The organism is Paenibacillus catalpae (assembly GCF_900112695.1).
Lineage (GTDB): Bacteria > Bacillota > Bacilli > Paenibacillales > Paenibacillaceae > Pristimantibacillus > Pristimantibacillus catalpae.
Map to the genome: position 1 here is coordinate 138,799 of NZ_FOMT01000004.1, position 25,648 is coordinate 164,446.

The 25,648-nt window shown below is 52.9% G+C and carries 16 protein-coding genes; 6 read left to right on the forward strand and 10 right to left on the reverse strand.

Annotated features, from left to right (window positions below):
* Nucleotide 1: 1 nt before the first annotated feature.
* From BM200_RS18415 to BM200_RS18430, 4 genes are read left to right on the forward strand one after another with little or no spacing between them, the layout of a single operon-like run.
* The gene (locus tag BM200_RS18415; protein WP_245773106.1) at nucleotides 2-958 is read left to right on the forward strand and encodes a sugar phosphate isomerase/epimerase family protein; all 957 of its coding nucleotides are present in this window, start codon (nucleotides 2-4) and stop codon (nucleotides 956-958) included.
* Entirely contained in the window at nucleotides 955-1,632 is a 678-nt protein-coding gene (locus BM200_RS18420) for a hypothetical protein (protein ID WP_245773084.1), read from the forward strand. The genes BM200_RS18415 and BM200_RS18420 overlap by 4 nt, the downstream gene beginning before the upstream one ends.
* The gene (locus BM200_RS18425; protein WP_091188127.1) at nucleotides 1,629-2,711 is read left to right on the forward strand and encodes a Gfo/Idh/MocA family protein; all 1,083 of its coding nucleotides are present in this window, start codon (nucleotides 1,629-1,631) and stop codon (nucleotides 2,709-2,711) included. The genes BM200_RS18420 and BM200_RS18425 overlap by 4 nt, the downstream gene beginning before the upstream one ends.
* 39 nt (nucleotides 2,712-2,750) lie before the next feature.
* Nucleotides 2,751-3,764, forward strand: a complete 1,014-nt coding sequence (locus tag BM200_RS18430; protein ID WP_091188128.1) for a Gfo/Idh/MocA family protein — start codon at nucleotides 2,751-2,753, stop codon at nucleotides 3,762-3,764.
* Between the two features lie 209 nt (nucleotides 3,765-3,973).
* Here BM200_RS18430 and BM200_RS18435 read toward each other — a convergent pair whose 3' ends face one another.
* The 9 genes from BM200_RS18435 to BM200_RS18475 form a co-directional block, all read right to left on the reverse strand.
* Complete coding sequence (locus BM200_RS18435) at nucleotides 3,974-6,448, reverse strand: DUF4129 domain-containing transglutaminase family protein (RefSeq protein ID WP_091188129.1); 2,475 nt, start codon at nucleotides 6,446-6,448, stop codon at nucleotides 3,974-3,976.
* Entirely contained in the window at nucleotides 6,429-7,943 is a 1,515-nt protein-coding gene (locus BM200_RS18440; RefSeq protein WP_091188130.1) for a DUF58 domain-containing protein, read from the reverse strand. The genes BM200_RS18435 and BM200_RS18440 overlap by 20 nt, the downstream gene beginning before the upstream one ends.
* Complete coding sequence (locus tag BM200_RS18445; protein WP_091188131.1) at nucleotides 7,940-8,962, reverse strand: AAA family ATPase; 1,023 nt, start codon at nucleotides 8,960-8,962, stop codon at nucleotides 7,940-7,942. The genes BM200_RS18440 and BM200_RS18445 overlap by 4 nt, the downstream gene beginning before the upstream one ends.
* 73 nt (nucleotides 8,963-9,035) lie before the next feature.
* The gene (locus BM200_RS18450; RefSeq protein ID WP_175532923.1) at nucleotides 9,036-10,106 is read right to left on the reverse strand and encodes a polysaccharide deacetylase family protein; all 1,071 of its coding nucleotides are present in this window, start codon (nucleotides 10,104-10,106) and stop codon (nucleotides 9,036-9,038) included.
* Between the two features lies 1 nt (nucleotide 10,107).
* Nucleotides 10,108-10,320, reverse strand: a complete 213-nt coding sequence (locus tag BM200_RS18455; RefSeq protein ID WP_091188133.1) for a hypothetical protein — start codon at nucleotides 10,318-10,320, stop codon at nucleotides 10,108-10,110.
* Between the two features lie 124 nt (nucleotides 10,321-10,444).
* Nucleotides 10,445-10,912: a thioredoxin-dependent thiol peroxidase gene (bcp, locus tag BM200_RS18460; protein ID WP_091188134.1), complete on the reverse strand. Its 468-nt coding sequence runs from the start codon at nucleotides 10,910-10,912 to the stop codon at nucleotides 10,445-10,447.
* A 38-nt stretch (nucleotides 10,913-10,950) separates the two neighbouring features.
* The gene (locus tag BM200_RS18465) at nucleotides 10,951-11,742 is read right to left on the reverse strand and encodes an ABC transporter permease (RefSeq protein ID WP_091188135.1); all 792 of its coding nucleotides are present in this window, start codon (nucleotides 11,740-11,742) and stop codon (nucleotides 10,951-10,953) included.
* 6 nt (nucleotides 11,743-11,748) lie between these two features.
* On the reverse strand, nucleotides 11,749-12,543 hold the full coding sequence (locus tag BM200_RS18470; RefSeq protein WP_091188136.1) for an ABC transporter permease: 795 nt from the start codon (nucleotides 12,541-12,543) through the stop codon (nucleotides 11,749-11,751).
* Entirely contained in the window at nucleotides 12,540-13,625 is a 1,086-nt protein-coding gene (locus BM200_RS18475; protein ID WP_091188137.1) for an ABC transporter ATP-binding protein, read from the reverse strand. The genes BM200_RS18470 and BM200_RS18475 overlap by 4 nt, the downstream gene beginning before the upstream one ends.
* A gap of 253 nt (nucleotides 13,626-13,878) precedes the next feature.
* On the opposite strand from BM200_RS18475, the gene BM200_RS18480 reads away from it, so the two are divergent.
* Nucleotides 13,879-14,934 carry an LCP family protein gene (locus tag BM200_RS18480; RefSeq protein ID WP_091188138.1) on the forward strand — a complete coding sequence of 352 codons (1,056 nt, stop codon included), beginning with the start codon at nucleotides 13,879-13,881 and terminating at the stop codon, nucleotides 14,932-14,934.
* A gap of 601 nt (nucleotides 14,935-15,535) precedes the next feature.
* A complete protein-coding gene (locus BM200_RS18485) occupies nucleotides 15,536-16,846 on the forward strand; it encodes a glutamate-1-semialdehyde 2,1-aminomutase (protein WP_091188139.1) in 1,311 nt (436 codons plus the stop codon).
* A gap of 71 nt (nucleotides 16,847-16,917) precedes the next feature.
* Here the strand turns inward: BM200_RS18485 and BM200_RS18490 are convergent, their stop codons facing one another.
* Entirely contained in the window at nucleotides 16,918-25,569 is an 8,652-nt protein-coding gene (locus tag BM200_RS18490) for a hemoblobin-interacting domain-containing protein (RefSeq protein WP_425434582.1), read from the reverse strand.
* Nucleotides 25,570-25,648 lie beyond the last annotated feature (79 nt).

Sequence of the window (25,648 nt, forward strand, 5' to 3'; positions counted from 1 at the left end):
CATCGTGAGGAATAAAGAAGACTTTTCATTTTCGACTTGCTGGAACATCAAGAAACACCGGAATGGCAGGGCGATGCTGGAAGAAATCATGGAGCTCGGCTTCCGAAATGTCGAGTTGAATTATAACGTTACGCGGGAGCACCTGACCACGATCGAACCGATGATCGAAAACGGCGCCATCGGCATATCCAGCGTCCACCATGCTTTCCCGTACATTGACGACACGGATTTCGACACGGATTCACCCATGCTTGGTTACGAAGACGAGGACAAAAGGAGACGGGCGCTTGATCTGCTTAAGCAATCCGTTGAGTATGCCGTTCGCTACGGTGCCAAAGCCGTCGTCGTGCATCCCGGCGAAGTCCCGTTTCCGGACAACATCGACGCCCGGCTTAAAGACATTTACAAAAACCAGGGCAGAAACTCGGAAGCCTACGCAACGCTCTGGACCACGATGCTGGAGCAAAGGCAAAGCCAGGCTCCGCAGAACCTGGAACGCATTCATCGCAGCCTGGAGGAGATCAGCGATTTCATCGAGCAGAAAGGCTACAAAGTAGCCATCGGCATAGAGACCAGGGCACGCTGCTACCAGATTCCAACGCTGCGCGAGGCCGAGTGGCTGACCGGCCGCCTGAAGGGTAGTCCCGTCGGGCTTTGGTACGACATCGGACATGCCATGATGATGGAACGCATGGGGCTGTACGAGAATCTGCGCGACCTTAAGGAGCTTGAGCTCCCGCTCGCCGGCGTGCACATTCATGAAACGATCGGGCTTTCGGATCATTGGTGTCCTTATGTCCATAGCGGACTGGACGATTTCGATGTTTTCCTGGATATGATCCATAAAGCTCCTGTCCGGGTATACGAGCTGAAATCCGCTTGTTTGCCCGAGGAGATTGAGCAAAGTCACAACCAAATCATGAACAAATTACTCGTGTTGGAGGGTCAAGCCAAATGATGAATACAGAATGGATTTCCAAATACGCGCCTTATATTTATTTTGACAACAACGAACCTTTCTTCCCTGTCCGCGTCGGCGTTACCGTGCTGGAGGAAGCGGGTCCTTCTCCTTCTACGCGCCGAACCTTTGCTTTCGACGAGCCAGGCCTTAAGTATATTATCGAGTATGCCATCTATTGGGATTACGATATTCAGCACCTGTACGAGCTGGAGCATGTGTGGATTTATGTGGGGCAAAACGACGAGGTCATTGATTGCGATGCCAGCTTCCACGGCAGACACTTCAAAGGGCTTCTGCGTGACCGCAGCAATCTGGTTGACGGCACCCATGTCAAGCTGTACTCCCAGCCGGGCAAACATGCCTTCATGCCTCAGGCGGACATGTTTTATCTGCTGCCGGAGTTAATGTTAGCAACGGATGAGTATGCGGGAAGACGCGGTCTGCTGATTACCGGTCCGTTCGACGGGGTTTATTCGACGGATGACGAAACGGACCGCAAAGTAGAGCTTTATTTGCAGAGCTTCCGATTCAAGCCTGCCATGGAATTCTGGGAATACCGCATTGATTCGGCGCTTTACACCACTTGGGAGCAGCTTCATGCCGAGGTACCCGTCCGCATTAAGGAGAGACTGGCTGAAATTGATGAATTCCTGGGAGGAAAAGAGAAATGAACAGACAATTAAAAGTTGGAATCATTGGCTGCGGAGCTATCGCATTTGGCAAGCATTTACCTAACCTGAGCAAACAAAAGGCCGTTGCCATTACGGCTTTTGCAGATATTGTGACCGAGAAAGCCCGGCAGGCGGCTGAAAAATTCGGAACGACGGATGCTAAGGTGTACAGCGATTACCGGGAGCTGCTGGCGGATTCCTCCATCGACGTTGTGCATGTTTGCACGGCAAACGATGCCCATGCCGAAATTTCTATCGCTGCGCTGGAGGCAGGCAAGCACGTGATGTGCGAAAAACCGATGGCCAAAACCGCGGCCGATGCCCGCCGCATGGTGGAAGCCGCTAAACGCACAGGCAAAAAACTGACCATTGGCTTTAACAATCGTTTCCGGCCGGACAGCCAATTTTTGAAGCAGGTTTGCGACAACGGCGATCTCGGCGACATTTATTTCGCCAAAGCCCACGCGCTGCGCAGACGGGGCGTCCCCACTTGGGGCGTTTTCCTCGACAAGGACAAGCAAGGCGGCGGCCCGCTTATTGACATCGGCACCCATGCGCTGGATCTGACGCTGTGGCTCATGAACAATTACGAACCCAAGGTAGTCTTGGGAACTACTTATCAAAAGCTGGCTAACCGCAAGGGATCGGCTAACGCAGGCGGAGCTTGGGATCCTGGCAAATTTACGGTAGAGGACTCGGCGTTTGGCATGATCGTCATGAAAAATGGAGCCACGCTGATGCTGGAATCCAGCTGGGCACTGAATATGCTGGATACGCGCGAAGCGTTATACACGCTTTGCGGCACGGAAGGCGGCGCGGACGTGAAAGATACACTTCGAATTAACGGTGAAAAATACGGCCGTCTCTACGCCAATAACATCCAATTCGACGTCAAAGGCGCGGATTTCTTCGACGGACGCAAGGAAAGCATGCATGAGCGGGAATGCCGGATGTGGATCGAAGCGATTCTAAGCGATACGGATCCGGTTGTATTACCCGAGCAAGCCTGCGTAGTCTCGGAAATCATCGAAGCTATTTATGAATCCAACCGTACCGGCGAGGCCATTTATTTTGACTGATAGAGATGATAGAGTCCTGCCATAAGGAGGTTTTAAGAGATGATCAACGTAGCTATATTGAGCTTTTGGCATGTCCATGCCAAGGATTACGCCCTGCAGGCCGAGCAGCATCCGGAGATGGTTATCAAAGCGATATGGGACGAAGACCCAGACCGCGGAGCCATTCAGGCAGAAGCGCGGCAAGTGCCCTTCTATGTCGATTTGGAGGAGCTGCTTGCCAATCAGGAGATTGATGCCGTTATTGTCACGACTCCAACTTCGATGCACCGGGACGTGATGCTGGCGGCGGCTCGTGCCGGCAAACATATTTTCACCGAAAAAGTACTTGCAGCAACCATTCGGGAAGCCCAAGAAATTGTGGACGCCGTGCAAAAAGCGGGCATCAAGCTGACCGTTTCTCTCCCCCGGCTGAATACCCCTTTTGCCCAAGCCGCTCAAGAAGTAGCCACCAACGGACTGCTCGGCAGACTTACGCAGGTCCGGGTAAGAATGGCGCATAAGGGAGCGCTGTCGGAAACGGGATTGCCGCCTTACTTTTACGACTTGGAGCAATGCGGCGGCGGCGCCATGATTGATCTGGGCTGCCACCCGATGTATCTGACCCGCTTGCTGCTCGGCATGCCGAAGAGCATCAGCTCAAGCTATGGTTACGTGACGGGGAGAGAAGTGGAAGACAACGCCGTCGCCGTATTGAGTTATGCGGACGGGGCTTTGGGCATCGTCGAAACCGGCTTTGTGAATCCGCTGTCCCCGTTAACGCTTGAAGCGCACGGCACGAAAGGAAGCATGGCCTTCAGCCTGCAGAATCGGAAGCTGATCGTGGCCAGCCCGGACAACGGAGACAACTCGGTGATCGAGTGGCCGCTGCCGGATGCCCTGCCTTCGGACTTGGAGCAATGGGCTTCCCATATTCAGCAGAATACGATAAACACTCAAAATCTGGAGATGGCCCTTGACTTGACCCGTCTCATGGAAGCCTCCAACCTGTCAGCTAAACATGGCAAAGCGGTGAAGCTTTCGCAGTTGCTTGCGCAGCCCGTTTACGGCGAATGAAAATAATGAAGTCCTGATTCAGTCGTTGCCATTTAAACAGAAAGACGCCGGAAATTACTCCCGGCGTCTTTCTGTTTGGTTTCTGGAAACAGGAATGTAATCAAATCTCCTTTCCCATGACGGACGATGAAGTTCCTACATCGGTTGAAATACCCCATTCAATTAGCATGGCTACTCGCGGGGATTCTATTGGGGATGGGCCGGCGTGGCTATTCGGCGGCATGAACCGCTGCCGCCGGGACAGCTTTGCGGGGCTTGCCGAGCAGCGCGTGCATCGCGGCGGCAAGCTCCTCCGGAGTCGGGGCGAGCCAGTCGCCCCGCTGCCCGAACCTCGCGGCATCGTCCCAGGCGATGAACCGCCGAAGTGCATCGGCGCGCGCGCCGGGCATCGACGCCGAGACGGCGTCAGCGTACTCGCGCGCGGTGTGATGCGGCGGCCGCGCCATCATGCGGCGGCCGAGCAGGCTCCACGCCGCGGCGGATACCGTGGCGAACTGCTCTTGCACGGCGGCGACGCGGCCAGCAGCATGCGCCGCCGCGTACCGGCGCAGCGCGAGCGCGAGGCGAAGCCGCCTGCGCTGCGCCGCTGCCGCAGCAGCGGCCGCGAAGAGCAGCGCGGCCGCGCCTGCGGCGGCCAGCGCGGCGGGCGAAGCCGTCGCCGCGCCATGGGCGGCGCTCTGCGCCGCCTGCGCGAGGGCATCCACCCCTCGCCGCACGGCCGAGGCGGCGCGTTCCACTGCCGCCTCAAACCGTGCCAGCATGCCGTCCGTTCCGGCAACGGCATGCTCTGGCGCCCCCGCATCATCGGCGGCTCCGCCCGCCGATGCCAAATCGCCCGACGCCGATGACCCGGCGTCCGCCTCTGCCGGACCCATGCCGCCGGCGAAGCCCGGCGTCGGGTCAAACGGCACCCAGCCTACGCCCGGGAAATACACCTCTACCCAGGCGTGCGCATCCTTGGCACGCACATTGTAGAGGGTCCCGGCTGCGGTGGTCACATCTGCACCGGCCGCCGTCGATACCGCTGTGCCGGATACAAAGCCTTTTACCCATCTCGCCGGAATCCCCTCCTCGCGGAGCAGAATAACCATTGCGCTTGAGAAATGCACGCAATAACCGCGCTGCTGCTCAAACAGGAAGTAGTCAACAAAATCCGCTCCCTTCGGCGGTACGGCGCTGTCCAGCGAATAGGCATAGCTGTTCTTCAAATATTGCTCGACTGCTTTCACCCGGTCATAACGGCTCGTCAGACCCGCTCCGGCAATCTCGTCAGCCAACGCCTTCACGCGGCTTGGCATAGATTCCGGCAGCTGCAGATATGGCGTGAGATCCAGATTATCTCCTGCTGTATTCAGCACGGCCGTCTCTCCTGCCGAGGACGAACGATCCGATTGGCGCAGCACGGCGTCATCCGTTACCGGAAGCCTGCTCTCCACCGTATACCGTTCGACCTTTGCCTGCCTGTCCGCCGCATACAGCGCTTCTGCCAGCTCATCCTCGATATACGTACTAAGCTGCCGATTTGGGTCTACAGCGGACAGACTTACCACGCGGCCTGCGCTTCCTGTAAAAAACAGCGGCAGCCCCTGCGAAGCCGAAGGCTCCGTCATCACAATGGTTTGCTTAATCAACCGGTTATCCGCGGACGTGCTGACCGCAACCCCGGACAGTTTATCTCCATACTCTACCGGATGGAGAACTTTGCCGCTCCAGCTGCTGCTCCAGCCGCGGCCATCATAAACAGACTTGGATTCACCCCGCCAGTAAGTCTGAACCGGTGAAAAACCGCTGAACACTACCGTATCGTCCTGCTTAATCGAAGCACCAAGCTCACGATCATCCAAGCCGTAGCCGGTAACGGCGCTTCCTTGACCGGCAGCACCAACCGCCGCCTGCATGGCAGCGGAATAATCCGCCTTGCCCAGCTCCGCCATCGCCTGCTCCATCCGGCTTGCCGCCGTCACCGTCCATGCCGAAGGCTCCGTCTGCCTTGGCTGCCCGCTGGAGAGCAGCATCCCGATGCCGACACATAACAACACAAGAAATTCACCTGCAGCAAGCCACTTCGGATTTAACTGCCGGTCATATTCACTGGTGCCGCCATGCAGCCGCCTTACTCTCGCAATCGTAACAACCGCGCCTAGCAGCAGGCCTTCCGCCGACGTGCGGAGCAGCCCGTCAAACACATCCATCCCTACCCAGGTATGGAGGATTAACAGATAGGAGGCCGTAATGGCCGTCAGCCCTAACGCCACCTGCCTGATCCAGACAAGCGCCTGCAGGGCAGGGGCCAGCATAGCCCAGCCTACGAACAGCAGCAGCGTCCGAAGCTCGTTCGTCATCGTCCACATGCCGTAAGTGAACAGCTCCTTGATATCTCCGGCAAGCATGCCCGGATAATTCACAAGCCATTGCAGCGCGTTCTCATCGCCTTTAAATAAAAGCATAAGGGTCAGGACGCATAATACGCTGTTCATGAGCAGCGACATATACCAGGCGGGACGGAAAAGCCCGGTTAACATCACACAGCCCACAACCGTCATAAGCGGACCAATCTGGTAGACATCCGCCCATTCTCCGTAATGAAGCCATGGAAGCATCCATTCTGCTAATAAGCCATAGAGCAAGACCGTCGTCAGCAGGCGGAAGCCGAGCGACCCGTTCTCATGACCGGACTCTCGCATGCTGACCGCCTCCTTCCACCGTTTGCGTCTGAGCGTTCATCCGCTCCGGATAAGCAAGCCAGTTCACCAGCAGGCCTGCTTGTTCCAGCAGCCGCTGCTGTTCCCGCATCGCATACGTAAGGACGGACTGCTTCGTCACGACATGAAGCTCCACCCGGCAGTTATGGTCAGCTGCATAGGCCGCAAGCCGGGTCCAGCTTTGGCCGCTTTTCCAATCCGCTGTATAAACGTGAAGGATGCCTCCCGGCTTCAGGCCGCCCAGCTCAGTCCGAAGGCTGTCGACAGAAACGGCCCTCTTCGCAAGCCTCAGCTTTGCAAGCCGTTCCAGCAAAGCTTTCTTTTGCTCTCCGGATACACTGCCCCGCTTTTTCTCTCCCTTATGGGAGGACGATGCTTTTTTATCCTGCTTCGCGGCCCCCTCTGCCTCTGTTGCTCCTGTAATCAGCCGCACCTCGCAGCCTTCCGCTGCCGCGCGTTCCATTCCTCTTGCCATCCACCCGAGAGCGGCATCAAATAACCGCCCGTCATGGCTATAAGCGGCTGAGAATGTATCGGTAATCATAATGATTTCCGCCGGCTGCTCGAGCATATGCTGCTTCGTGAACATGCCCCTCCCTTTGGCAGCCGCCCGCCAATTGATATGCCGCATCGAGTCGCCCTCGCGGTAAGGTCTGCTGTCTGGTCCAATGCCGGCCTGCTGCAGCAGCTTGTCTGCCGTTATCTCGCTGAGCTCCCCGCTGTCACTAATATAAGCCGCTGAAGAATCGCCGGACGCCTGCTCCGCTACCGCGCCATGCAATCGTCCCGCGCGTCTTCCCATCTCTTCCGGAAGAGCCGGAACTGCAATCAGGGTACCGGGACATTCCAGCCTTCTGTGAATAGCCGTAAGACCAAGCCAATCCCCAACCGTTACCCTCACTTGGCCGAATTGATGCTCCCCGCGCCTCACCGCCAGAACGGAATAGCTGATCTCCACTTCTTTCCTGAGCAAAGGCATAACAATATAACGGTAATCCAATGGGGTTTTCTCGGCTGCACTCGCATTGGTCATGCCGTCATGGACAGCCAGCCATACAAAAGGAACAGCAGAAGAACGCTTCAGAGTCAGCTTCACAACGGCTTCGTCGCCGTCTTTGATTTTTGCCACGGGAATGACCCGGATAACCGAAAGACCAATGGTCGAGAGCAAAGGCATAACGATGGACAGAACCGGCAGCAGGCTGAGTACGATCAGCATAAAAGTTTCCACGGCTCCGCCCCTGGTTAGAACACCTGCCAGGCTGGCCGCCCAGCCAGCGGTAATAATGAACCAGGCTCCCCACCGGGTCCGGTAAACAAGCGGACGGCCTGCTGGTTCCACCGATGCTGTCACTAGATCGCTGGCTCCGTTCTGTCCGTCTCCAGCCTTATCACCGTCAGAATTGGAGCCCTGCAAGAAATGACCTTTAGCCGTTTCCGGCTGGCTCGCGTTCGGGACCTTCCGCTCCGCCTTCATTTCTGCCTCCCGGTTGCTTGACCAGGGGCAATGGACGCGGGAAGAGGCGTACTTCTCAAAATACGAGTCAACGCTTCAGCGGCTTGCCTTCCTCCCGCGCTTATGCCGTTAAGCCTGTGAGCCAGCACGACCTCGCCCGTTGCGAAGAGGTCATCCGGCAGCACGTAACGTCTGCCCTCCACATAAGCTCTTGCCTGCGAGGCACGCAGCCAGTCGCGTCCCGCGCGCGGGCTTAATCCAAGCTCCAGCTCAGGGGCACGCCTTGTTGCGTCCGTCACCTTCGCCATGTATTCCAATAAGCCGGGATGGACATGCGCCTGCCGCACTTCGCGCTGCATCCTCAGCCATTCCTCCAGCATCAATACCGGGCGCAGCTGTTGGGGCTCCGGTCTTGAGTCAGAGGCATACTGCTCCAGCATTCTGGCTTCGTTCTCCATAGACGGATAACCGATGGACAGCCGCATCATGAACCGGTCCATCTGCGCTTCCGGCAGCGTATTTGTCCCTTCGTAACTTAAAGGGTTTTGCGTAGCAATAAGCACAAACGGCTCCGGCAGCTTGCGGGTTTCCCCTTCTATACTGATTCTCCGCTCCTCCATCGCCTCGAGCAGCGCCGACTGCGTGCGCGGAGAAGTACGGTTAATCTCATCGGCAAGGACGATATTCGCCATAATGGGACCCGGCCGGTATACAAGCTCACCGATACGGGTGTCCCAGACTGCTCCGCCGATAACATCCGCAGGCAGCATATCCGAAGTGAACTGGATTCGCTTGAACTCTCCGCCAAGGACTCGCGCAAACGCGCCGGCCAGCATCGTTTTCCCAACGCCCGGCACATCCTCGAGCAGCACATGGCCGCCGGCCAGCATGGCGGTCAGCAGTTGGGTAACCGTTTCTCTTTTTCCTAGCAATACGTTATCTACTCTATGAATAAGCCGTTGCAGCAGCACTTGCGGCGACTCGGGCCAAGGCTGTGCGTCCTGTCTTCCCGATGATCCTTCGAACTTGGGCACTATCATCTCTTTCACCGACCTCCTGAAAAATAGCTTCTCTATCTTTCAGTATCGCCACGCCCCGTTCTATTTAGACCTGCTAGATGGAAGACTGGCCCGCCCAAATCTCTCTTTTATCCGCCGTTGCCACGATTCTATTAATGATCATTTGAAATCGCTGAAGAGTATCTCTTAACGGAACCATGATCCGGCTTGGCATAGATTTCCCGCTGCCCCCTACCTCGGACGCCGTCCAGCTCACGCTCTGATTATTGACCACTGCCTCAGCGACGCCGTTGGACATGTCCAGGCGGATAATGCCATGAAGTCCTGCAACCAATTGGCGCAGCGGCACTTCGATCGTCCCGTTTGTCATCCGGTAATCTTCCGGCGCAAACGTCATTTCCGCGTCGCCCGCATGCAAGACTAAGCTTTGCGGCTTAGGAGCAGAATTCTCCGGTTTTGCTCTTGTCCTTGCCATAAATTGCGCGAGGCTCTGCGTCTCGGCAGCCGTCACCTTCGCACGCTTCCATTTCAACGTTTCCGCCAGCCGGAACTGGATAGGCTTGACTTGATCGGTTAAGACGGCAAACTGATACCCTTTCTTTTTGAAAAAAGCGATCACTTCCGGCAAAGCCTTCACAGACTCCCCGTGTATGGAGCTGTCATGCATCAGTACGACCACTTTGCTCGATAACTTGGAACCTTCGACGGTGCTTATAATCTCTTTAGCCGGGACGCCCACCCGCTTCGAATCCCCGCTGTCCACATTCCAGTCGTGTACGATATAACCGGCCTTCGCAAGCGCGTCGAAGTAGCCCTGATCAAAGTTGCCGTATGTCCCGCCCGGCGCGCGGACCAGATTTGTCCTTACTCCTGTCGCCTGGAAGATCGCCTCGTCGGTATCCATTACCTGTTTGGCAAACACGGCAAAATGGCCATACAGTTCAGCGTACACATGATCATACGTATGATTGCCGATCGCATGGCCCTCCTTCACGACCTGCTTGGCCATAGCCGGGTACCGCTTCACTTCCTTGCCGAGCATAAAAAAGGTCCCCTTCACCCCTTCCCGCTTCAGGATGGCCAGAACCTCCTTCGTCTGCTGACTTGGCCCGTCATCAAACGTCAGATAGACGGTTGGCTTGGCTGCTGCTTTTGCTTCTTCCACGCTATAATAAACAGGCAGGGCTGGATAGATTCAGGCTGCCTTCTTCCTCCCCGTCCTTCACCGCTTGCCCCGCAGATCCGGCAGCTGTCGCTACCTCGCTTGTCAGCCCGGCATATGCCCCATCCCATCCTTGGCGTTCCGTGACCGGACCAGCCCCCAGCAGCCCAAACCATAAAACAACCAAACATAATCCTGTCTGTATCAGCAAGCGCATCTAATCTGCCACCCTTCTCTACTCTCGTAATCGATCTAATAGAGTATATGAGAGGCAAATCTAGCAAATGCCCGAAATTAATCAACAAAAAAAGCGGGCCGCAAGTGGCCCGCCTTCCAATCTTCTATAGCTTTGCGGCCTCGTCCGCTACTTGCTGGACATGGCCTTTTATTTTCACGCCGCGCCACTCGCGGGCAAGCTTGCCCTTCTCATCAATGAGAAAGGTGGAGCGGACAACGCCCATGTACTCGCGGCCGTACAGCTTCTTCATCTGCCATACGCCGTACTTCTCGCATACCTTGTGCTGCTCATCCGAGAGAAGCAGGAACGGCAGGCTCTGCTTGCCGATAAACTTCTCATGCGATTTAACCGGATCCGGGCTGATGCCAAGCACCACCGTATTGCTGTCCGCCATCGCCGGATAGGCATCCCGGAAATCACAAGCCTGCTGCGTACAGGTTGGCGTATTATCCTTCGGATAGAAATAGATAACGACCTTTTTCCCGCGATAATCGCTCAGCTTCACGATCTCGCCGTTTGAAGCCGGCAGCTTGAAGTCCGGCGCCTTCTTGCCTATTTCCAATGCACTCATACCAACAAAACCTCCAATACCTTCCTTAACCTGCTAACCTAGGAGCCCGCACCGCGATACTTCTTCACGCCATGATTCCACAGCATCAGCCCAAGCGCGAATACGATGACGCCCATTACCGGCGTTAGCCAGGCGAGCTGGGACAGGTCATCCGCCTTCTTCTCCAGGAAATACGATGCCGGAATAACGCCTACGAAGGCGAATGGCAGCAGCCAGGTCAGAACGAAACGAATCGTTTTATTATAAATGTTAACCGGATATCGGCCATAGTTCTGAACGTTATAAATAAGCGGCACGATCCCCGTTGGCGCATCCGAGAAGAACGAAATCGCCGACAACGCCGTATAGATGCCCGCATACACAAGCACGGCGCCAAGCACGAACAAGAGCATAATCAGCACATAATACCAGTGGAACGCCAGTCCAAGATCATTCCAGCAGACAGCCATAATGACAGCCCCTACGACGGAGCCGATCATGGACGGCGGATCAACGTTCTCCAGCAGCACCTGGAACAGGTTATGAGCTGGACGCGTCAGGATGCGGTCCATCTCGCCTTTTACAATATACCGCTCACTGAAATTCCACATCCCGAAGAAAGTCGAGAATATCCCGTACGGGATCATAAAGAAGCCGTATACGAAGATGACCTCGGACTCCGTCCAGCCGCCAAGCGACGGCGTATGCTGGAATACGACGAGGATGAAGACCAGATTCATCCCTTGGAACATCAAATCCGACAGCACCTCGACCCAGAAGTCGGCACGGTACGTCAGACGTGTTTTGGCATAGTTTTTAATGTACTCCCAGAACAATACAGCATACAGCATCACGAATTAACCTCCTTGCACGAACAGCCGCTTACGGGCCGCCCGCCAAGTAAACATAATAGGCACAAGCAGAACAAAGAACCAGACCGCCTGCAGCCCCAATACACCCCAGGCCTCGCTCATAGGCGTCCGCCCTGTAAACACGGCGCTGGGCAAATACGTGATGGCCTGGAAGGGCAGCCATTCCATTGTGCTCTTCAGCCAGCCCGGGAAGAATGCAATCGGAATGAGGACGCCGGAGAACAAGTCAACGAGCACCCGCTTCATGCGCATCATCCCCTCGTTATTTTCCACAAAGAAAGCGGCAAGGCCTGTCAGAATGTTAAGCTGCGAATTAATAAACAGGCTGAACATTAGCATGATGAAATAAATGATCCATACAGCCGGATCCTTCGGCAGCTTCACCGGGAACAACAGGCAGACGATGAGCAGTCCCGGTCCCATAAATAGAATAAGGCGGAACAATCCTTCGCCAAGGCCCTGCATCATTTTCACAAACAAATACGAATACGGCCGGATCAGCTGCATCGCAATACTTCCGTCCCGGATGTCGTTAGCGATTTCCCGGTCCAGGTTGTTGAAATAGAACGCGCGGGCCATCCAGGACACCGCAATATACGTGGTCATCTGGGCAAGCGTAAAGCCTTGAAGCGTCTCGGCCGAGCCGAAGATCGCCTTCCACAGGAAATAATAAGCACCAATGTTAATCGCATAAATAACAATACCGCTGTAATAATTAACGCGGTAAGCGAGCATCGTCAGAAACCGGATACGGATAAAATCCAAGTAAGCACTCATCATCGGAGAGAAGTCTCCTTCTCAGGCTCCTCAGCCTCTGCCTCCTGCTTTGCGGAGTTTGCTTCCAACAGCGTTGCAGCGGCAGACGCCGAAGCCGACCCGGAACGATAAATTTCACGGACGATATCGTCGGTGTTCGTCTCGAGGATTTTGATATCCCGAATATCCGCCCCGCCAACGACCATACCAAGCGCGTCGGATACGTTAATCGAATGCGGAAGCCACATCGATGCCCCCTGCTCGCTCATGGTCCAGGTTACATCAAGGCCTGCTGTCAGCAGCTGCAGCTTCGTCAGAGGAGTTGCGGTACCGAATTGGAACTGGATCTCGCGGCCTTTACTCCATCGGTTCTTCAGCTCTTCCAGACCTCCGTCATAAATAATCCGGCCGTCATCCAGCATAATGACGCGCGAGCATAACGCTTCGATATCCTGAAGATCATGGGTCGTAAGCAGAATGGTTGTCCCTTCCTCGCGGTTCAGGTCCTTCAGAAATTCGCGGATTTCGGTCTTCACTACAATATCCAGGCCGATGGTCGGCTCATCGAGAAACAGAATCGACGGGTTATGAAGCAATGAGGCAACAAGCTCGCACCGCATCCGCTGGCCAAGGCTCAGCTTGCGTACCGGACGGTTCAGCAGTTCGCCCAGATCAAGGCGATCCACCAGGTTGTCCAATCGTTTGCGGAAATCTTGTTCGGATACCCGATATACTTTGCGCAGCAACTGGAAAGACTCAATAACACCGATATCCCACCACAGCTGGGAGCGCTGGCCGAAGACAACGCCAATTCCCCCTACAAATTTTTCGCGGTCTTTGTACGGTACATAGCCATTTACCTTCAGCTGTCCGGACGTTGGTACCAGAATGCCCGTCAGCATCTTAATCGTTGTCGATTTGCCTGCGCCATTCTCGCCGATATAACCGCAAATCTCGCCTTGCGGAATTTGGAACGAAATATCTTTAACGGCTGTAACCTCGGTATACTCACGTTTGAACAGGTCTTTTAGCGCGCCGGACAGTCCTTCTCTGTTCTTCTGTACTTTAAACTGCTTTCGCAGATCTTTGACATCAATCGCCAGCATAAGCTTTAAATTTCTCCTCTCCGTTTAGAACGGTCGACATTTCCCGGGGAATTATGATATTTTTCCAAGGAAAACGATAAAACTTGCTTCTATCCATCGTTCCGCTTTATAATTTTATGATATGTAATATTACATTAGTTATTGTTGTGCGTAAATGGCAGGCATCATCGGTTCGGGAACGATGAATCGCCTGTCTGATTTGGGTTTACACACTTTTACAGGATGAGTTGCTGAAAGGAGCACTACTACAGTCATGGCTACACAAGCTAAAAAGAAAAGAAAACCTTGGAAATGGGTGCTTAGCGGTTTTCTCGTAGTTATAGTCATTGCCGTCGCAGGCCTCGTTTATTGGGGCACCGGCGTATATAATTCGTTAGACAAGTTTAATAAGGACAAAGAGGATTCCCGGTTTGGCCAATTCGAGAACAACCCAACCGTCGAAGCTCCGCCGGAATGGCAAGGCAAAGAGCGCGTCAACATTCTGCTGCTTGGCGGTGACGCCCGGGGCTTAGAAGAAAACCAGGTACCGCGTTCGGATTCAATTATGATCGCATCATTTGACCCGGTAACCAAGAAAGCTCATCTTTTCTCGGTTCTCCGTGACACCTATATCGATATTGAAGGTCATGGCAGAGGCCGGGTCAACACGGCGATTACGCTTGGCGGACCGCAGCTTGCCATGAAGACGGTCGGCGATCTGCTTGGTCTGGATATTCAATATTATGTCTACACGGATTTCGAAGGATTCAAAGCTTTGGTCGACACGATCGGCGGCGTATACTTCGATGTGGAGAAGGACATGCATTACACCGATAATGCTGATGAGAACAAATATGATATCGATCTGAAGAAAGGCTACCAGCTGCTTGACGGCGACAAAGCGCTGCAATACGTTCGTTTCCGCCACGATGCGATGAGCGACTTCACTCGTACGGAGCGTCAGCGTGAATTCCTGGGTGCTGTAGCTGATAAGCTCAAATCCGGATGGAACATCGTTCAGATGAAAAAAATTCTGGACAGCGTATCGCCTTACATCGAGACAAACCTGCAGGTTACCGATATGCTGAAGCTTGGTCAACTGGGTGTTGAATCCCATCTGGCCGGCACACAGCAAGTGCCTCCAATGGACTTGATCGCTGAAGAGCATGTAGGCGGAGCATCCGTCCTTGGTGTTCGCGATCTGGACGAACTGAAGGCTTCCGTCCAGGAGACGCTGGCTGCAGACGATACAGCGGCTACGCCATCCCCTTCGCCAGGCGCGGAGAATGGCACGGATACAACAACAGATAATAGCACATCCGCACAATAGGGATATATAGAGAGATCTATAAAGGACCTCATCATTCGCCGCTCGGCAGATGGTGAGGTCCTTTTGTTAATGCAATTTACATTGAGGTTCGTTAATCGTAAAATTGTTTAATCATGAATGGTCACGCGATATTCGTTATGTCAGCTTCTATCCAGTAACTAGTTATACCACTACATTGCACGAAGTGCAGCCTAATAGTATTTTTGAGCCTAGTAATTAGATATATCCTGCACGGAATGCAGGATATTGGGACTAAATAGCCCGGGTTGGGCTAGATTACGAAAAATATACTGCATTCAGTACAGCCTAACTCCTCCGATGCCCCCATTTGGGGTTAATATATTGCAGTTTGTGCAATAGAAGTTCAACTTGCCGGTTAATGCAATCTTTTCATGCAAATGCAAGTTGCCTAATCTGCGTTTCATAAAGTAATCATTTACAATCTGCAACAGAAGATGTTCGTTTCGCCATAAACGAGCTTGTTCATGACTTTGCTTTTTGTCCCGACTGCGCGATAATGGATAGTGTCGATTTTTCTTCAATCAGGCCGCTTGACTCGCCAAGACCGGCTTACATATCACGAAATACGGAGGATTTATTTATGTCTATGCAACGTTCCCGTTCAGAAGCGCTTTATGCAGAAGCGCTGCAGCATATCGTGGGAGGTGTCAACAGTCCGTCCCGCTCCTACAAAGCCGTAGGCGGCGGTGCGCCGGTATTTATGAAGCGCGCGGAAGGCGCCTATTTCTATGACGTCGATGATAACCGATATATCGATTATTTGGCGGCTTACGGCCCGATCATTACGGGACATGCCCACCCGCATATTACGGAAGCGATTGTTCGCGCTGCGCAAAACGGCATCTTGTACGGCACGCCTACAGAGCTTGAAATCCAGATGGCCCGCATGCTGAAGGAAGCCATTCCATCCCTGGATAAAGTTCGATTCGTTAACTCCGGCACTGAAGCCGTTATGACGACAATCCGCGTGGCCCGCGCCTTCACGAAGCGCAACAAAATCATCAAATTCGCCGGCTGTTACCACGGCCATTCGGACCTTGTCCTCGTTGCTGCAGGCTCGGGCCCGTCTACGCTTGGCATTCCGGACAGCGCCGGCATTCCAACCTCGATCGCCCAGGAAGTCATTACTGTACCGTTTAATAACCTCCCGGCCTTACAAGAAGCGCTGGAGCGCTGGGGCGACGATACCGCAGCCGTTATGATCGAGCCGATTGTCGGCAACTTTGGCATGGTTATGCCGGAGCCCGGCTTCCTCGAAGGGGTGTGCAAGCTGACCCGCGAAGCCGGTGCTCTCGTTATTTATGATGAGGTTATTACGGCGTTCCGCTTCCATTACGGCACGTCTCAGACGTTTAACGTATTCCCGGACTTCAAAGCCATCGAGCCGGATCTTACCGCTCTTGGCAAAATCATCGGCGGCGGTCTTCCTATCGGTGCATACGGCGGCCGCAAGGAAATTATGGAGCAGGTCGCTCCGCTTGGCCCGGCTTATCAGGCGGGTACGATGGCTGGCAACCCAGCGTCGATCTCGGCGGGGATTGCCTGCCTGGAAGTGCTTCAGGAAGCCGGTGTATATGATCGCATGAACGACCTCGCGACAACACTGGCTGAGGGACTTCGAGCATCGGCAGCAAAGCATGGCGTGCCTCTGACGATTAACCAGATCCGCGGTTCGTTCTCGACCCACTTCTGCAATCATCCGGTGACGAACTATGATGAAGCACAGGATACGGACGGCGAAATATTCGGACGCTTCTTCAAGCTTATGCTGGAACAAGGCATCAACCTTGCCCCTTCCAAATATGAAGCATGGTTCCTGACCACCGCACATACGAAAGATGACATAGAGGTTACTATAGCAGCCGCTGATCATGCTTTCTCGAGACTCTAATTAACTAACAAAAAGCCGCTCTACCAACTGCCGTCAGGCATCGGTAGAGCGGCTTTTTGTTATTCTAGTAACTAGGCGTAAATTTCAATTTCATATAACGAAGGACCGTAGTTAGCAAAGCCTTTCTCCGTTACATAAATCCGTACATATTGTCCTTGTGCCGAAGCAGCCAGGTTAACCGTCTGCTTCAGGCCTTCTCCGCTGAGCGATTGACCGGTAATCGCATGGACGGTCGTCCAGCTGTCATTGCTGGTGAGATCAGCACCCTGCTGCGCCACTTGAATCTCAAGCGATTTGCCATAGGCTCCCTCCCAGTTCAACACCAGCGTATTGAAGGTCTCTACAGCTCCAAGATCTACGTAAATCCATTCCGGATGGTTATCCGAATTAGCCGTCCAATCCGCTCCCCATCTGGAGCCTTCATCACCGTCAGTTGCCTCGGATGCCAGAAATACGCCTTGCATGGAAGATGCAACTGCCGATTTGTTTAATGCCAGATTGACAGCAGGAGCATCTGCCGCTGTCATAACCTGTGTCACCGCCGCGTCGGAGTAGCCAGCTGCTTCAATCACCACGTTATAGCTGCCGGCTGCTGTGAATACGGTTGAGGCAAGAGTGATTCTTCCGCTTTCCACTTTGTATTGCCCGGCAGGAAGTGCGGTTCCATTCACCTTAACTGCTGACACTGCGCCCTCCCATTCGGCATTGCCAGGGAAGGTAACGTCGATACTGTTGCCTGCTTTATTGTCGGTAGAATCAGCTGTTAAGGCCGGCCCAGGAGATAATACCGGATCCGGATTAGACGGTTTGCCGTATACTTCGACTTCCCAAAGCGAGTAGCCCCATTGCGTGCCTCTTGCTGTACCGTAGATACGTACATGCCGTGCTTCTTCTCCGTGAAGGGTAATGTTGTCGATACCGCCGTTGCCCGAAGGCTCGGTGAAGATTGTTGTCCAATCATTGTCTCCCGGCGTTTCCGCTGAGGACACTTGAACCGTGTAGGTCTTGCCGAAAGCCCCTTCCCAATTCAGGATAATACTGTCGAGCTTGTAGAGCTTTTTCAGATCAAGAGAAATCCATTGCGGATCTTGTGATGCGCTCTCCCATCTCGTAGCTGTCTTGCCGTCAACGGCATTGGCAGCGCCCTGACTGCCGGATGAAGCGGTTGCCGTGCTGCCAATTGCGATATTGTTCGCGTTGGTCTTCACTTCCTGCGATATTTCGGCTGGCGCGTAACCATTTGCCAGAATCGCAATCGCATACGTCTTGATCGACGGGAAAAGCGAGGTGTCGATCGTGAGTTTTCCTGCTGCGACCGTATACTTGCTTGCGTCTACAGACGTTCCATCAATAGTAAGACCAGTAATTTCGTTTCTCCATGCCGTGTTATCCGTAAAACTCAACTCGATTGGATAGGTCAGCTTATTATCCGTCGAATCTGCGGTCACTGCCGGAGGAGATACCTTCTCTCGAACAGCTGCCTCATCGATAAAGATCGTATGCTCGCCATCCGGCGTAACCTGATCACCGTTAATTACATTACCAAGCAGGTACTTCACGGTTAAGGTCATATCAGCGGTTGGCTTCAATACTTTTGAGTAGACAGCTTCATCCCCCGTAATAAAGAACGCCACTTGCTGATTATTGTTGTAGCCGGTAAGTTCCACTAGAATCGGACGGTTAACCGTGGATGATGCTTTAAAGCTGAGCTCATACGTTTTGCCCGCTTTCAGCTTAATGCCGGACTGCATGAACTGAGTAGACCAGGTGTAAGGAACACTCCATTGCGGGTCCAGACCGCCGTTATAATTGATCTGAATCTGCGCTTTCTCACCTGCTACCGAGATCGAAGAGTAATCATCGGCGCCTTTCCATGATTCCCAGTTCGTGGTGCCGTTCGTAAAGCTGCCGTTCAGAACCAGATTGCCGTCACCAGCGAAAACTTGCTGCGCAAGGACAGCATCGCCATATCCGCTTGCCGTTATCTTCACCGGGTAGTTGCCGTCAACGGAAAAGACATCCGCATGAAGCGTCAGCGCGCCCTCTGTTATGGCATATTGCGCGGCATTCAGAGCTGCGCCGTTTACCGAAACCGTTGTAATTGCGCCTCTCCAGTCCGCGTCATCCGCAAACGGAATCACGATTTCTTGGCCTGCCAGATTATCCGTGCTGTCCGCAATCATCGTTGGCGGACGTTTCACCGGCGCATTTTCCACCTCTAGCACAATATTGTCGAACCATACGGTACCGATAGTTCCTCCAGGTGTTTTACCGAGCATAATTTTTAGTGCAAGCAATTCGTCTGCTGTAGGGCGAACGGTAAATTTGAAATGCGTCCAGTCCGTGCCGATAGACTGTACACCGGAATCAAATCTCCGGACGTACGATGCATTCTCGAGTGTAGCCTGCAAATCGCGGGCTGCCGAAGCCTTCGCATCAAACTCGAGCGTATAAGTTAACCCTTTCCTCAAGCTCATGCCGCCTTGGATCAGCATATTGCTGTAAGGCTGGTTGCCCAAGCTTGTTACATTGACCTTCGCGGCGCCTTCCTCCGCAGAGAATTGTGCAGCCCCGCCTTCTTGCGAGTTCTGCTCCCAATTCAAGAGGCCTGCGAAGAAATCACCATTCTTCAGCGGGAACATATCCACGCCCGTGAAGTCAAAGTTGTTATTCGTCGTGCGGATCAAGGACACGTTATCGATCGCAGCATCCGCGTCATTGCCCCCGAGTCCAAATACCAGCTGTCCTTCTGCATCCGTTACGCCAACAGGCATTGTGAAGGTGAATTCCTGGCTGGTTAATGCGGTAGTCAGGGCGACATCTTTCGAAGCATATACGATACTGCCGTCTTTGCTTATGAACGAGACTTTAATGGAGCGTTCCGCTTCCGCGGAAGCCTTGAAGGTCAGCTTATAGGAATCCGTTTGCAGCAGATTGATGCCCTTTTGCGTCAGCTTAATGTCCGATGGACTGTCTCCTCCATCCGCAATCGTTGCCTCAAGCTGTCTCCCCTCAGGGTCAATCGCCGCAGAAGCATCTGCGTCATTCAAAGTCTCAAAGTTCCAGTAGGTCATGCGGTCCATCGATCCGAGGTCGAAGTTGCCGTTGTAGACATGCTGTCCGTTGCCAAGCGGCGCTTTAGCTCCATTTTGCTCGGATACCGCGTCAAATTCTTCGATCTTAATATTGCCGATCCATACGGTATTTGTATGAAGGCCAAGATTAAGCTCCAGGCGTGCGGCAAGATCCGTATCGTTGTTCATCAGGAAGCGGTATTCATAATGCTTCAGATCGGTCGTCAGAGCGGCATCGAAATTATCCGAATAAGCGCCCCAGCCGTTATCCGCATCGCCGCCAACTTTCAGGCTGATGTTTCTTGCTGCCGATGCTTTGGCATCAAAGCTGATTTTATAAGCATGGCCTTTCGTAATCGTTGCGTATTGAATCAATTGCAGGGCGTAGTTCTGGTTGCCGCCGCCCGTAATCGATACTTTGGCGAACTTATCGTCACCTATGGCATCGACGGTTGCAGAGCCCGCTCCGCCAAAATCAGGCGTATGCAGGAAGTTCCAGTAGTTCGCATCAAGTGCTTGTGCAGAGTCCGTAATATCCGTCAGACCATGCTCGAAATCCTGATCGACAATCGCTTTCGCGTTAGCCGGAATTTCATCCTTCGCATCCGGCTCTACCGGTGTACGGTAAGGACGGCCGGTCAATTCGTAAGCACGGACGTAGTCCACTTCCATCTTCGCAGGCAGGTCGCTGTCGGCCGGGAGACGATTGCCGTCAAATTGCCCGCCAACCGCCAGGTTCAAAATCATATAGAACGGTTTGTCAAACGGTGCAGGGTAAGCATATTTATCCGGTTGATCCGCACCCCAGCTGTTCCAGTTGTTAATCGTTTGATACAGATTGCCGTCTACGTACCAGCGGATTTCGCCTGGCTCCCACTCTACCGAGTAGGTATGATAGCCGGTAATGGATTCTCCTTCAGGGAAGTAATAAGCTGCTCCCGTTGCTTTATTGTTCGGAGCGTTCTTGCCGTAATGGATTGTACCGCCAACTTCATGCGGCAGGCGTCCTCTGGCCTCCATAATATCGATCTCGCCTGATGCTGCCCAGCCGCCATATTCGCTGTCAGCAGGCATCATCCAGAAGGCCGGCCAAATTCCGCTTCCTTCCGGCAGCTTCATGCGGGCTTCGAATTTACCATAGGCTTTCGTAAAGGTATTGCTGGTCCAGAGACGGCCGGAAGTATAAGGCTTGCCGTTAAAGGACTCCTTCTTAGCAGTAAGGACAAGGTTGCCCGTTTCCGGATCAACGGCGATATTTTGCTTGCGGTAATATTGCTGCTCGTTATTGCCCCAGTCTGCTACGCCATATTCGGAGCCGTTTCCTTCCTGATAGCCCCATTTGGCCAGGTCAACTCCGTTTGTATCCGGGTTAGCCGCATCGCCGTTAAACTCGTCGGACCAGACAAGGCTCCACATTTGCTCCGCTTCAATCGTTTGCGTCACCTGCCCCAGCTCATAACCGGAAGCCTGGAAGACAATCACATGATCGCCTGCGGTCGTAAAGACGCTTGCTTTAATGGTGATACTGTTTGTTGCAATAGTGTAATCAGCTTCTGCAAGCTCTGTTCCGTCCACGCTAATCGCCTTGATCGAGCTGCTCCAGCCCGGCTGGATCGCGAAGGTCAGCGTAATGTCTTTGCCAAGACTGTTGTCCGCTACATCCGGCGTAACGATTGGTGCCGAAGCAAGGCGGATATCATTACTGAGCGGCGCTTTCTCGCCTAATGCTTCTTTAGCACCTTTCCGTTCGAACCGGACATTATCGATGAAAATGTCATGGGCCAGTGCATCGCCATTCTTGCCTAGGAGATACTTGAGACCTACTGTATCATCCTTCGGCATCGTGAATTCAAAGGAGTAGCTCTTCGTTGTTTCGCCAAGCGTTACTTTCTCATTCAAATAGCGGGTATAGGTGCCGTTCTCTGCAATCACATCGATTGTCTTAACCAGGGTAGATCTCGCATCAAACGTAACGATATAGGCAGAGTCTTTCTTAACTAGAAGAGGCTCTTGATAGAGCATCACGTCCCAAGGATTTGCGCCTGCGTTCTCAACGTTGACCTTTGCTCTTCCGCTTGTAAAATCAAATGTAGCTTTGGAATTGCCATCATATACGCCTTGCACATGCTTAGACCAGTTGGCATCACCGCTTGTGAAGTAGCCATTTTTTAATAGGAAGTTCTTATCACGGGCGCCTTTGATCTCAACGCGTACATTATCGACATATACATCATGTGCTCCTGCCGGATTTGCCGTTTGCTTGCCAAGCAGCACTTTAAAGGAAGCTAACGTATCTCCTGTAACAGGCAGCTCATACGCAAACGTCTGGTAATCTGCCGTCAGATGCTCCATCTTCGAAAGCAATCGTCCGCCTGCATTATCGACAACGATCTCTACCTCACGCTCAGCTGTTGATTTGAGATCCACGGATACAACATAGGTGTTGTCTTTGCGAAGAGTGAAGTCATTCTGCATCATCATGACATCCCAAGGATTGTTGCCAACGCTGCTTACATTCACCTTCATGCTTCCTGCCTCTTCGGTATAACCGGTCACTTTGTCCCAGCCGTCGTAGAAGCCTTGAACATGCAGGTTCCACGCGGTTTTACCGTTCGAGAAGTCGCCGTTCTTAAGCGGGAACTGATCTGCCAGCGGCAGGTCGCCGACGCCATTGTTCGTCAGACGGGTCATAACGACATGATCAATCGTTACATCCGCCTCATTGCCGCCAAGCATAAAGACAAGAATTGCTTTATCGTCCTCAACATCCGCAGAATTGAAGTTCACCGTCTGTACAGCAGATAAAGCAGTCAGGTTAACTTCAATAGGATCAACCACATTCGTACCGTCCTGCTTCTGAATACCCACCTTAATGGTTCGGTCCGAAGCGGCACTTGCTTTAAACTTCACTTCATAATCATTGCCTGGAATGAGGTTAACGCCTTTTTGAAGCAAGGTAATGGATGAAGCTCCTGTTCCTCCGTTTGTAATATTCGCTGTAAACTCGCGGTCTTCCGGGTCAACGGAAGCCGTTGCTGCCGCACTGTCTGCCGTATTGAAATGCCAGTAAGTCAGGCGGTCCAATCTGCCAAGCTCGAAGTTCCCATTGTAGACATGGTTGCCGTTAATCGGCTCTTTCACAGCATCCTCATTATAAGGATCCGGTGCATCTACTTCCTCCAGCTTCACATTGCCGATCCAGACAGGATTCGTGTTGAGACCGATATTAAGTTCAAGACGAGCGAGAACGTCGGTATCTGCTGCCATCTGGAAAGTCATGCCGTAATTCTTGAACTCGTCGGTCAAGTTAACGGACAAGACATCGGAATAAGTGCCCCAGCCGCGTTCAGCCCCGCCGCCAATCTTGGCGGACATCGTCCGGTTCGTGCTCGATTTGGCATCAAAAGACAGCTTGTAATACCTGCCTTTGCCAACCGTCACGTTCTGAATAAGCTGTACCGCGTAGTCTTGAGATCCGCCATTTGTAATCTCGGCCTTCGCATAAGCGGTATCTCCAATAACTTCCGTTCCTATCGAACCCTCACCGTTATAGGTAGGCACATGAACAAAGTTCCATTTTTCCGCATCAAGCGTATCCGTATCCGTTGCTACTGTCTTGAAACCGTTCGCGTAATTCACATCATGCACATAGTTGCCATTGATTGCTTCTTTATGATCGGCTGGCAGAGCCTCCTGCTCAACCTTCGGTTCCTCAAGACCTTCCGTTGAATAGCCGCCCTTCTTATCGTAAACGCGGACATATTCTACTTCCATCGTACGGGCGTTGTCGTCGGTCGGCATTCTGCCGCCATCAAAGTTGCCGCCAACAGCCAGGTTCAGAATCATGTAGAAAGGTTTATCAAATGGTGCCGGATAAGCATATTTCGCCGGTTGATCAATCCCCCAGCTGTTCCAATTGTTCTGCGTTTGATAGACTACGCCATCCACCAGCCAGCGGATTTCACCCGGCTCCCATTCAACGGCGTATACATGTTCTCCGCTAAAATCCGTACCGGCAGGGAATGTATACTTATCGCCTGTATAACGGTTTCCGGGGGCTGCCTTGCCATAATGAATCGTTCCGGAAACTTCACCAGGCAGTCTGCCTACAGCTTCCATAATGTCGATCTCACCGGAAGATGCCCACGTACCGTATTCGCTTGTTGCCGGCATCATCCAGAAGGCTGGCCAGAAGCCTTGGCCTTTCGGCAGCTTCAGCTTCGCTTCGAACTTGCCGTAAGCTTTCGTGAACGTATGCTGTGTGAAAATCCGTCCCGAGGTATACGGCTTATTATTGCTGTTTGCTTCTTTTTTCGCGGTAATAACAAGCCTGTCGTTCTCTACCTTCATATTGTCCGCTTCATAGCTTTGCTGCTCATTATTCCCCCAGCCGTCCAGCCCGTATTGCGAGCCCGTACCGAGCTGATAACCCCACTTATTGAGGTTCAAGCCGTTCGTATCCAGATTGCTGCCTGTTCCGTCGAACTCATCGCTCCAAACAAGCTCCCATTCATCCGGCTTTGGGGTCGTGGTTGGGGATGGCGTCGGATTCGTGCTTCCGCTGCCACTATTACTATTGCCAGCCACTTGCTTCTGCCCTTTATCCAGCTTGCTTCCATTCAACGTAGAATCAGATGAATTATTGTTCAGATGATCAATATCCGTGTTGTTGGTTTCAAGAATCGCATTCGTATTGAGATCCATATTATTAATCCTTGAATCCTCGATCACAACCCTTACCGGCCCCTCTTTCTTATCAACAACAACATTGGGTGCTTTCACATTATGAAAATAAATACTATGAACACCACCGCCGCTTACATAAATGGTTCCTTTCAATTCGGAATTCTTCAGCGTGAAATCGCCTTCAGCAATTCCCGCAGTTAAGAACAGATCGCCGCCTATCGCAGCATTCTCCAGCGTTACGCCATCCGTATTCACAAGCGCATTACCCTCAAGCTTCTGAGCCTTGTACGTATCCGCTTTTGTGTATGCTTCCCCAGCCAGGCGGTCCAGCAGAACAACCGCTTCTGCACGCGTGATCGATTTGAGAGGCTGAATGGTTCCGTTAGGGAAGCCTTTCAAGTAACCTCCGCTCACTAATTGACCAAGCGGCACTTCCGCAAATGCGCCAATTTGCGCTTTATCTTCAAAGGCACTTAGCGGGTTATCCCCCGTTACTGCGGGCAGCCGGAACAGTCCTGCCGCAATCTTCGCAGCTTCCTGTCTCGTAATTGCCGCATTTGGCTTGAATGTTCCATCCGGATAACCATTAATGAAGCCTGCATGTTTGCCAATAGCAACCTGATCCGTGTACCATGCACCAGCTGCTATATCAGAGAAGCTATTGCCGCCTTTCGTCGTGAAGCCAAACAAACTGTTCATCAATTTCGTAAATTCCGCGCGTGTAATGTCCTGATCCGGCTTAAACGAACCGTCCGGGTAACTGTTAATCAGACCTTTTGAGCTCCAGTCCGTCACCTGCTGCTCCGCCCAATGCCCAGCAACATCCGGAGCAGCAGCTTCAACTGGCACTGCAGCTGTATCCGATGCTGCGAAAACCGCGGAAGGCACATAACTTACGGCAATGACTAAGGACATTACTAACGACAACAATCTTTTTGTACTTTTTCTCTTATTTCGAGTCAACACTGTTTTCCCCTCTCAAGTGTGATCTCCAGGAAGCTCAATCATGTTGTTAACGTTTTCAGAACATCAAGCGTAAACG

Bases quoted from the DNA above. Each gene is read 5' to 3' on its own strand.
- BM200_RS18420 (WP_245773084.1), top strand. From the start codon at position 955: ATGATGAATACAGAATGGATTTCCAAATACGCGCCTTATATTTATTTT.
- BM200_RS18425 (WP_091188127.1), top strand. From the start codon at position 1,629: ATGAACAGACAATTAAAAGTTGGAATCATTGGCTGCGGAGCTATCGCA.
- BM200_RS18430 (WP_091188128.1), top strand. From the start codon at position 2,751: ATGATCAACGTAGCTATATTGAGCTTTTGGCATGTCCATGCCAAGGAT.
- BM200_RS18435 (WP_091188129.1), bottom strand. From the start codon at position 6,448: ATGCGAGAGTCCGGTCATGAGAACGGGTCGCTCGGCTTCCGCCTGCTG.
- BM200_RS18440 (WP_091188130.1), bottom strand. From the start codon at position 7,943: ATGAAGGCGGAGCGGAAGGTCCCGAACGCGAGCCAGCCGGAAACGGCT.
- BM200_RS18445 (WP_091188131.1), bottom strand. From the start codon at position 8,962: ATGATAGTGCCCAAGTTCGAAGGATCATCGGGAAGACAGGACGCACAG.
- BM200_RS18455 (WP_091188133.1), bottom strand. From the start codon at position 10,320: ATGCGCTTGCTGATACAGACAGGATTATGTTTGGTTGTTTTATGGTTT.
- bcp (WP_091188134.1), bottom strand. From the start codon at position 10,912: ATGAGTGCATTGGAAATAGGCAAGAAGGCGCCGGACTTCAAGCTGCCG.
- BM200_RS18465 (WP_091188135.1), bottom strand. From the start codon at position 11,742: ATGCTGTATGCTGTATTGTTCTGGGAGTACATTAAAAACTATGCCAAA.
- BM200_RS18470 (WP_091188136.1), bottom strand. From the start codon at position 12,543: ATGATGAGTGCTTACTTGGATTTTATCCGTATCCGGTTTCTGACGATG.
- BM200_RS18475 (WP_091188137.1), bottom strand. From the start codon at position 13,625: ATGCTGGCGATTGATGTCAAAGATCTGCGAAAGCAGTTTAAAGTACAG.
- BM200_RS18480 (WP_091188138.1), top strand. From the start codon at position 13,879: ATGGCTACACAAGCTAAAAAGAAAAGAAAACCTTGGAAATGGGTGCTT.
- BM200_RS18485 (WP_091188139.1), top strand. From the start codon at position 15,536: ATGTCTATGCAACGTTCCCGTTCAGAAGCGCTTTATGCAGAAGCGCTG.